Annotated in this window: 8 protein-coding genes and 2 tRNA genes; 4 read left to right on the plus strand and 6 right to left on the minus strand. The window is 70.2% G+C overall.

The window, feature by feature from the left end; translation table 11 throughout:
* Positions 1 to 2235, minus strand: a 2235-nt coding sequence (locus VN520_RS30305; RefSeq protein ID WP_325750143.1) for a PAS domain-containing protein, incomplete at its 3' end; no start/stop codon positions are given.
* A 346-nt stretch (positions 2236 to 2581) separates the two neighbouring features.
* Positions 2582 to 3052 carry an SSI family serine proteinase inhibitor gene (locus VN520_RS30310; protein WP_325750144.1) on the minus strand — a complete coding sequence of 157 codons (471 nt, stop codon included), beginning with the start codon at positions 3050 to 3052 and terminating at the stop codon, positions 2582 to 2584.
* Between the two features lie 320 nt (positions 3053 to 3372).
* On the opposite strand from VN520_RS30310, the gene VN520_RS30315 reads away from it, so the two are divergent.
* The 4 genes from VN520_RS30315 (at position 3373) to VN520_RS30330 (ending at position 4698) form a co-directional block, all read left to right on the plus strand.
* Positions 3373 to 3463 (plus strand) — tRNA-Ser (locus tag VN520_RS30315).
* A 227-nt stretch (positions 3464 to 3690) separates the two neighbouring features.
* Positions 3691 to 3763: transfer RNA gene (locus VN520_RS30320), tRNA-Arg, on the plus strand.
* Positions 3764 to 4276: 513 nt separating this feature from the next.
* A complete protein-coding gene (locus VN520_RS30325) occupies positions 4277 to 4516 on the plus strand; it encodes a DUF2188 domain-containing protein (RefSeq protein ID WP_325750145.1) in 240 nt (79 codons plus the stop codon).
* Positions 4513 to 4698 (plus strand): hypothetical protein, encoded by a 186-nt coding sequence (locus VN520_RS30330; RefSeq protein WP_325750146.1) that lies wholly within the window; start codon positions 4513 to 4515, stop codon positions 4696 to 4698. Before VN520_RS30325 ends, VN520_RS30330 begins: the two co-directional genes overlap by 4 nt.
* A 67-nt stretch (positions 4699 to 4765) precedes the next feature.
* On the opposite strand, the gene VN520_RS30335 is transcribed toward VN520_RS30330, so the two are convergent.
* The 4 genes from VN520_RS30335 to VN520_RS30350 form a co-directional block, all read right to left on the minus strand.
* Complete coding sequence (locus VN520_RS30335; protein WP_325750147.1) at positions 4766 to 6025, minus strand: site-specific integrase; 1260 nt, start codon at positions 6023 to 6025, stop codon at positions 4766 to 4768.
* Complete coding sequence (locus tag VN520_RS30340; RefSeq protein WP_019324615.1) at positions 6025 to 6207, minus strand: helix-turn-helix domain-containing protein; 183 nt, start codon at positions 6205 to 6207, stop codon at positions 6025 to 6027. The genes VN520_RS30335 and VN520_RS30340 overlap by 1 nt, the downstream gene beginning before the upstream one ends.
* Positions 6204 to 7661: a replication initiator gene (locus tag VN520_RS30345; protein ID WP_325750148.1), complete on the minus strand. Its 1458-nt coding sequence runs from the start codon at positions 7659 to 7661 to the stop codon at positions 6204 to 6206. Before VN520_RS30345 ends, VN520_RS30340 begins: the two co-directional genes overlap by 4 nt.
* A 125-nt stretch (positions 7662 to 7786) precedes the next feature.
* Positions 7787 to 8086, minus strand: coding sequence for a hypothetical protein (locus tag VN520_RS30350; protein WP_325750149.1), 300 nt, complete (start codon positions 8084 to 8086; stop codon positions 7787 to 7789).
* Positions 8087 to 8283: the final 197 nt, after the last annotated feature.

Raw genomic sequence — 8283 nt, forward strand, 5'->3', positions numbered from 1 at the left:
CGGCTGCTCCTGCTGCCCGGGGGCGTCGGACGAGGCGAGGGCCGGCAGCGCGGGCCGGCCGCCACCGCTCTGTCGCGCGGGGGCGTTCTGCGGCACACCCTGAGGCGGTACCGTCTGCCCGCGCTGCGGGCGGCCACCACCTCCCTGCGCACCCTCGGCCGCCGTGACCACGGACCCCTCCGAGGGAGCGGAGGCCGCCGCGGGGAGCGCCAGCGCCTGACGGGGCTGCTCCGCGTTCTCCGCGGGGCTGGGCCGGCCGCGCCTGCGGCCGGAGCCCTCGCTCCGCTGAGGCGGGGTCATGTCCTCGTCCTGCGGCTGCTCCTGGGGAACCGTGGACTCGCGGCGTGCCCGGCGCCGCCCGGTCGGCTCCCCCGCCGGGGTGTCACCGGCCTCGGGAGTGGCCGCCCCCGGGTCGGCGGGACCGTCCAGGAACGCGTCCGTCGACGCCCTGCGCGCCCTGCGCCGGCCGCCCTGCGGGGCGGGCTCCGGTACGGCGTTTTCCGGTACGGCGGTTTCCTCCGCCACCGGAAGGGGCCCGGGCGCGATGGTCCCGGAACCCGTGCCGAGCGGCACCTCCAGGACGTACGCGCTGCCGCTCATCCCCGGCATCTCGTGCGTCTGGAGCACACCGCCGTGCGCACGCACGATCCCGCGCACGATCGGCACATGCACCGGGTCACCCCCGGCGAAGGGCCCGCGCACCTCGATCCGTACGACGTCACCGCGCTGCGCCGCGGCCACGACGACCGTGGAGTCGACGTAACCGCCGCCCGGCACCGGCCGGGTCTTGCCGGTCGAATCGACACCGGCCACGTCGGCGACGAGATGGGCGAGAGCCGTGACCATCCGGCCCGCGTCGACCTCGGCCTCGATCGGCGGCGCGTGCACCGCGAACTGCGCACGGCCGGGCCCGATCAGCTCGACCGCGCCGTCGATGCCCGCGGTCACCACGGCGTCGAGCAGCACCGTCTGCTTGACGAGCTCCTCGGCCCCGGTGTCCAGGCGCTGGTAGCTGAGCACGTTGTCGACGAGCGTCGTCATGCGCGCGTAGCCCGCGGCGAGGTGGTGCAGGATCTGGTTGGCCTCCGGCCAGAGCTGGCCGGCCGGATCCGCTGCGAGGGCGGAGAGTTCGCCGCGCAGCTCCTCCAGCGGCCCCCGCAGGGACTCGCCCAGCACCGCGGTGAGCTGGGTGTGCCGCGCGGTGAGGCCGGTGAGGCGCTCGGCCTGCTCCTCCAGCTCGGAGGCGTACCGCTCGGTCCGGTCGGCGGCCTCGGCCGCGTGCTGTTCGGTGAGTGCGGCGATCTCGGTCCGGTGGCTCCCGGTGAGCTCGGCGATCTCTGCCCGGTGGCTCCTGGTGAGCTCGGCGATCTCGGCAGCGTGCCGCTCCGTCAGCCCGGCGACCTCTTCGGTGTGCTGCCGCGTCAGCTCCTCGTAGGGCCGGCGGTCGGTGAACGTCATGACGGCGCCGACCAGCTGGTCCCCGTCGCGTACCGGCGCCGTCGTCAGATCCACCGGTACCCGGGCACCGCTCTTGGACCAGAGCACCTGTCCGCGTACCCGGTGCTTGCGGCCGGACCTCAGGGTGTCGGCGAGCGGCGACTCCTCGTACGGGAACGGGTCGCCCTCCGCACGCGAGTGCAGGATCAGCGGATGGAGCTCCTGGCCACCCAGGTCGCTGGCGCGGAAGCCGAGGATCTGGGCGGCGGCAGGGTTGACCAGGACGACCCGGCCGTCGGTGTCCGTGCCGACGACGCCCTCCGAGGCGGCGCGCAGGATCATCTCCGTCTGACGCTGCGAACGGGCCAGCTCGGCCTCGGTGTCGACGGTGCCGGAGAGATCCCGGACGACGATCATGAGCAGTTCGTCGCCGGTGTAGCTGGAGTGGATGTCGTTGTAACCGGCGTGGCCGCTGTCCAGGGAGGCGCTGGTGACCTCGACGGGATACTCGGTGCCGTCGGTCCGGCGCGCGGTCATCCGCGTCGGCTTGGTCCTGCCCCGCTCGTCCGCAGCATCCGGCCTGCGCATCGACCCCGGGATCAGCCTGGAGTCGAACTCCGGAAGCAGATCGAGCAGTCCGCGGCCCACGAGCGCGGTGCCCGGGGTCTCGAACATTTCGAGGGCGATGGTGTTGGCGTTGACGACCGTTCCGTTGCAGTTGACGAGCAGGAGCCCGTCCGGGAGGGCGTCGAGTATGGCTGCGAGGCGAGCAGTGCCTCGGGATGGCCTGCTGCTCACGAGACGCTTCCTCCCTGAATACCGCACCTTGCCGACAGCGGGCCCCATCCTGCCCCTCGGGCCTCAGGCTGTCACTGAAGGAGTCTAAAGGCAGGGAGCGCGTGGCGGGCGGCGGATGAGGGGGAGCTCTCACCAAGGTTCTGTGCACACGGTGTACGCCGGTGGTCCGTGCCGTGACCGCGAGCGCCCCCTCTGACGTGCGCCGATACCTTCCGGATCGCTCCCGGAGAGCTGCTTGAAGCGGCCCCGGAATCCGGCGTACAGGCCCCCGGAGGAGGCCTGTACGCGCCTCGGCGCGCGCCCTCCGGGTCTGCTGGAGTCCCCGGCGCACGCCCCGCCGAACCGGTTACCTCGCGGTGGGGAGCACCGGCACGAGGTTGTTCCAGCGGGAGATCTCGCAGCCGTTGGCCCGGCTGAAACGCGCGTCGACGTCCTCCCCCTGCCAGGTGCCCTGGACCCGGGCGGCGGCCGGCCCGCCGGCCTGCTGGGTGCACATGGCGTTGCGGTCCGTGGCCACGAAGGGGTTCTCCCCCGACTCCGCCGCCTCGTCCAGCAGGTCACAGGCACGCTGAGCGGCGGGATGGCTGCCGCCCGCCGGACCGCACTCCAGCTCGAAGACCCCGTCGGCCGCCGGATTGCCGGACTCCGAGACCGTCACGGTGAGCCGGGCCGTCGTGTCCTGCCCGATCAGCCAGTCCTCCTGGAGGACGGGGAGGGGAGGCAGGGGCACCAGGGGGGAGAGGGCCGTGGCGGCGGGCGCGGCGGCGGACAGCGCGGCGAGAGACGCGACGGCGGTGAGGGTGAGACGGCGCAGCATGCGGGGCTCCTGATCGTTCTGGCGCGCCAGGGAGCGCGCCGGCCTGCTCCGGTACGCCCCGGGGTGGGGCGCGCCGGGCCTACGGGAGGGACGGACGGAGGGCGGAGCCCTCGTCCTCTCTAACGCTCCTCACGCCCACACGTTGCGCAACTCATGGAGGGCCGACCGGAAGAGCCGGCCGGCACCGGTCACCGGAACGCCCGCCGCAGGGCGCTTTGCCTCGCCGCCCGCCTGCCTAGTACCGTGGGCGGCGATTGGTGACAGCACGCTCGACTGTGTCATCATCTGCACGCACCACTCGCGCTTGCGCGAGGTGTGCTGGAGGCGTCGCCTAGTCCGGTCTATGGCGCCGCACTGCTAATGCGGTTTGGGTCTTAAAGCCCATCGAGGGTTCAAATCCCTCCGCCTCCGCAGGATCCCGAAGCCCCGTGCCCCAGGCACGGGGCTTCGGTCGTATCCGGCGGCGGGGATCTGCTGCGGGACTGCTCCGGAACCGCCTCGGGATGGCGTTTTCGCAGGTCAGGTGGGGTGTGACTAATGGATTTCGCGTCACGGCGCAGGTCATGTAATGTTGTTCCCGCAACGCCGACCAGGAAGAAAAACCCGGGAGGCAAGGCCGAGGATCACACCAAGGCCACGCACTCGTAGCTTAACGGATAGAGCATCTGACTACGGATCAGAAGGTTGCAGGTTCGAATCCTGCCGAGTGCACAGCAGGCGAGAGGCCCCCAGGAGAAATCCTGAGGGCCTCTGTCGTATGTCGTGACGGCAGTGCTTGACGGCAACCGCTTAGATCGCGCTACCCCCCTCGCGGAGGCGAAGGGCGATCCACCTCGCCGACGTCAGGCGAGGTTCGCCCCTGGTTCACAGCGACCTTGATTGGTGAAGCCCTCGGCGCCGTTGAGTCTGGCCGGCCCTGCTGAGCCATCCGGGTTGTCGGTGGCCATCGGTACTCTGGTGTTGGGCTCTGCCGGAAACACAAGATGTTGTGGTGTGTCGACGCACCCCATGGTGCATGTTGGGGTGTCTTGCTTGCTGGCGGGCCATCCGGGGTGCTTCACTTGATCCGCCAAACCAAAACAGGCCCCAACCGGGGCCCAACTTGGGGTTGGGCGCACGGCAATGGGGCCTGATGCGTTGGTCGCGCCTTGGGACCTTATCGCCCTCTCTTGGTTCCTCCAAGATGGGCAGCTCGGCGCGTCCGGCTCCGGAAACGGATGTGCCATGGCAGATCGACCCAACACCCGGGATGTGTCCAAGCGCGACGAGGGCTGGGCGGTGACGAAGCCCGGAGCCGAGAGGGCCAGTGCGGTCCTGCCGACTCAGGCAGAGGCAGTCGTTCGTGCCAAAGAGATCCTGGCCAACGACGGTGGCGGAGAGCTTCGCGTTCGCGGCAAGAACGGCCAGGTGCGGGAGCAGAACACCGTCGCTCCGGGGAACGACCCGAGGCGGTCGAAGGGATGACCTCGACGCACAAGTACGTGATCAACAAAGGCTTCGACAGTGAGCGTGAAGTCGAGGCGATCGGGTTCTCCACCGTCGGCGACTACATCGACTTCTACGGGATCGACGGTAGGGGCGACAAGGTCGTGACACTCCGGATCCGGGCCGCGAGAGTGGAGACGGTCGAGCAGCTCGCCAGTTGATCTACTGACACGGAAAGAGAGCGGGCCCTCACCGACTTGGTGGGGCCCGTTCTTGTTGCTGCGAAGGTCACCAGCTGTCGTCGTCAGCCTGACTGTGGTCACCCCTCAGCGCATCCCCGACGCGGTCGAAGGCGGAGCGCTGGGAGTCCAGCCGCACGAAGGTGTAGATGTCCATGGTCACGCGAATCGAGCTGTGGCCCAGAACCTCCATGATCATGCGGGCGTCGGCACCCTGTTCGTGGAGCAGGGACGCGCACGTGTGGCGCAGGTCGTGGAAGTGGACCTTGCGGATGCCGGCGCGGGCGGACAGGGCCTCGAAGGATCGGTTCAGGTTGCGCGGCTCGACGGGAGTCCCGTTCTTCGTGGTGAAGACGAGCCCCTTCCCCGTCTCCTTCCAGTTGTGAACCCCGGCTTTCTGGTCGGCAATCTGCTGGGCACGTTGGGCACGGAGCGCGGTCACGCATTCGGCCGGCAGCGCCACGCGCCGGGCCGAGCGCTGGGTCTTCGGCGCGACGATCAGCAGCTCGCCGCCCACCCGCTGAAGAGCCTGCCGGACGGTCAGAACCCCGCCGAGAAGATCCACGTCCGACCAGCGCAGCCCCAGCAGCTCACCCCGCCGGAGCCCGATGCGGACCGCCAGCTCGTACGCGGCCCAGAGCCGGTTTTTCCGGGCCGTCGTCAGGAGCCGACGTCCTTCCGCAGCGGTGAGCGGTTCGATCTCGCGCTTGGTACCCATGCTCAGCTCCACGTTCCGGGCCACGTTGCGGGGCAGCTCGTCCTCCCGTACGGCGTGCTGGAGCGCGGCACGCAGGATCACCAGCAGGAAGCGGACGGTCCGGTCCGAGGGGAGCTTCTTGCAGCACTTGCCGAGGGCGCAGCAGCGCCGCTTGTGCTCCGGCCGCTTCTTGTCCTTCTCCTGAGCGCAGCACTGGCAGGTGGCCGCCGTCTTCATGAGGAAGGCGCGGATGTCACGGGCGGTGAGCCGGACCAGCTTCTTCTTGCCGAACTCCGGGGCGACGTAGTTCCGGACGAGGGATTCGTAGTTGACGTAGGTCGTCGGGCGGACCTTGGTCTTGGCGACGCTCGCCAGCCAGTACGCCAGGTACTCGGCGATCGTCATCTTGTTGGTGGCCACCGGAAGGCCGCTGAGCGAGTCGGCCTTGAGCTTGGTCAGCTTCTCGTGCGCCTCGTCCCAGCTCTTGCCGTAGACACTGCGCCGCTTGTAGGTGCCGTCCGTCGTCAGGACGTACGCGCTGCCCTCCCAGCGGCCGTCCTTGCGCTGGTAGATGGTGCCCTCGTTGTTGGCGTTCTTCTTCGGTTTGGCCATCAGGCGGCTTCCTGTTCGGTGCGGAGGGATACGTAGGCGTCCAGCGCGGCTTCGCTGATGCGGCGGCAGCGGCCGATCTTGAAAGAGGCGAGTTCGCGGGAGCGGATCAGGTCGTGGACCTTCCAGCGGCTGATGCCGAGACGCTCGGCGACCTGGTCCACGGTGAGTACGGCGGTCGTCATGCAGGCTCCAGCCCCTCGTGCTTGCGGCGTTGGGCCTGGTTGATGTCGTGGCGGGTCTGGTTGGCGAGGAGTTCTTCGCCGGGGCGGTAGCCGGAGGCGAGGTAGGTCCAGGAGGACTCGGTGACGAGCACGGTGCCCGGGGCGGGTACGGGGTGGCCGGCGCGGACGCGGGCGGCGTCGGCCTGGGCGAGGCGCCAGGCACGGCGGACGTCGCGGAGGGCCCCGAGGGTGGTGGAGTAGGCGCGGGACTTGGTGGAGAAGTGGCCGCGGAAGCCGAGCATGTGGGCCCACTTGCAGAGCTTGAGGTCCGCGAACTCGGGCAGGGCGTCGAGGTCCCAGGCGGTGCGGATCATCTGCCGCACGTGTTGGTGGACGGGCAGGTCCCGCAGGGGTTCGGCCTGGCGGGTGCCTTCGCAGCCGGGGCACAACTCCCGGACTCGGCCACCGACCGTGCCACGGCCGGAGCAGGTCCGGCAGACCAGCGAACGGTCAACCGTTCCGGAGTCCTCGGCGCTCTTGGTGGCGTACTTGGCGATGTAGCCCGCCACCGCCTTGTCAGTGAGTTCGCCGTCGCCGAGCGCGGTGATCTCGTCCACCTTGAACCTCTTGCCCCAGCCGATTTCCCGGTCCCCCACGATGTCGGAGACAACGGTCAGGGTGGTCCGCTTCAGCGCGGGCTTGATCGCGTGGAGGAGGTGGTCTGCGCCGGCCCAGGCCGGCGGGGGGCTGGTGTGGCCGTCGGGGCCGTCGAAGCGGATGACGGCGTGGAAGTGGACCAGACCGCGCTGCTGGTACTCGGCGACCTTCGCGAAGGAGATCCGCAGGGCCGCGTTCATGTCCTTCTGCGTGATGCCGAAGTTTGCGGCGAGGGTGCGGCGGAGGTTGAGGGTGAAGCGTGCCCAAAGAGCGCTTGCGTGGGCGTTCCAGAGCACGGCGCTGGTGTAGTCGTACGTCTTCGGGCTGAGAGGGGTGCCGAGTTCGGGGGCTCTGTCGGGGTGCCGGGTGCCGCAGCGGCAGGGCTGGGGCTTGCCGTCCTTGGTGGTGGGTCGGTTGTGGACAGGGCCGAAGGAGGGCGCGGTGAGGGTCAGGAAGACCCTGGGGTGGGTGTGGATGGTTTCGGGGACGTTCTTGCCGCCGGAGAGTCCGGCGCGGATGAGGTGGTAGGTGTCGGCGGCGTAGAGGCGGGAGCAGGTGGGGCAGCGGGAGGCGCGACGGTTGCCGCAGGTGGTCAGCAGACGTCCGGTGGGCTCGTCGCTGGTGGAGTACGAGCGGATCGTTTCGCCGGTGGTGTGGTCGCGGGTGGTGGTGTGGCCGACGAGGTTGATCGGACGGGTGCAGCCGCGCAGGCGGTTGATCTGTTCGCGGGTGCGGTCGAAGTCGCCGAGGTTGGCCAGTTCGATCAGGTCCCGGACAGCGGGGCTGATCACGTGCCGCAGGTCGAGGTCGCGGGGCATCGGCAGGGGATTCTTTCCGCTGATGGAGGCCCCGGGCAGCACCGAGACGGAGCCAGGTGCTGCCCGAGGGCATGACGGGTCAGGCCCAGGAGGCCAGGAGGAGATGTCGGGAGGCCGGCGGAGGGTCAGGCCGTCAGTGCCGCGTGTGCGGCGGTGGCCAGGGGGAGGCTGACGCCGAGACGGGCCTTGAGTTGCGGCAGCGTGATGGGCTGGCCGGTAGCGGCGCGGTGGGCGTCGGCAATCTCGCGGGCGGCGTCCAGCAGAGCCGGGGCCACCTTGGCGGCCGGATGCGGCACAGCGACAGGAGCGGGGGCCGGGGGCGCCGCGGGTTCGGACACGGCAACCGGTTCAGGAGCAGGCTCCGGGATGAGGGCGGCTCCGGCGTCGGCTGGAGCGTCCTCCGGTACGGATGCCGGGTCGGCCACGGGAGCCGGGGTCGGGAGCACAGCCGGTGTGGTGGCGGGGTCCGCGGTGGTGACGGCGTGGAAGTGGCGCAGCAGCGCGGGGCCGACGGCACCCTAGCCGAGGAGGAGCAGCGGGGCCACGGCGTCTACGCAGGCGCGGCCGTAGTGCCCGGCGATGACGGGTTCGGCGATGTTGAGGGCGAGGGTGAAGAAGCCGG

The sequence above is a fragment of the Streptomyces sp. genome (assembly GCF_035563135.1).
In the GTDB taxonomy this organism is placed as follows: Bacteria; Actinomycetota; Actinomycetes; order Streptomycetales; family Streptomycetaceae; genus Streptomyces.

What these genes read in the sequence shown, in the direction of transcription:
- VN520_RS30310 (WP_325750144.1), bottom strand. Translation starts at nt 3,052, where the DNA reads ATGCTGCGCCGTCTCACCCTCACCGCCGTCGCGTCTCTCGCCGCGCTG.
- VN520_RS30325 (WP_325750145.1), top strand. Translation starts at nt 4,277, where the DNA reads ATGGCAGATCGACCCAACACCCGGGATGTGTCCAAGCGCGACGAGGGC.
- VN520_RS30330 (WP_325750146.1), top strand. Translation starts at nt 4,513, where the DNA reads ATGACCTCGACGCACAAGTACGTGATCAACAAAGGCTTCGACAGTGAG.
- VN520_RS30335 (WP_325750147.1), bottom strand. Translation starts at nt 6,025, where the DNA reads ATGGCCAAACCGAAGAAGAACGCCAACAACGAGGGCACCATCTACCAG.
- VN520_RS30340 (WP_019324615.1), bottom strand. Translation starts at nt 6,207, where the DNA reads ATGACGACCGCCGTACTCACCGTGGACCAGGTCGCCGAGCGTCTCGGC.
- VN520_RS30345 (WP_325750148.1), bottom strand. Translation starts at nt 7,661, where the DNA reads ATGCCCCGCGACCTCGACCTGCGGCACGTGATCAGCCCCGCTGTCCGG.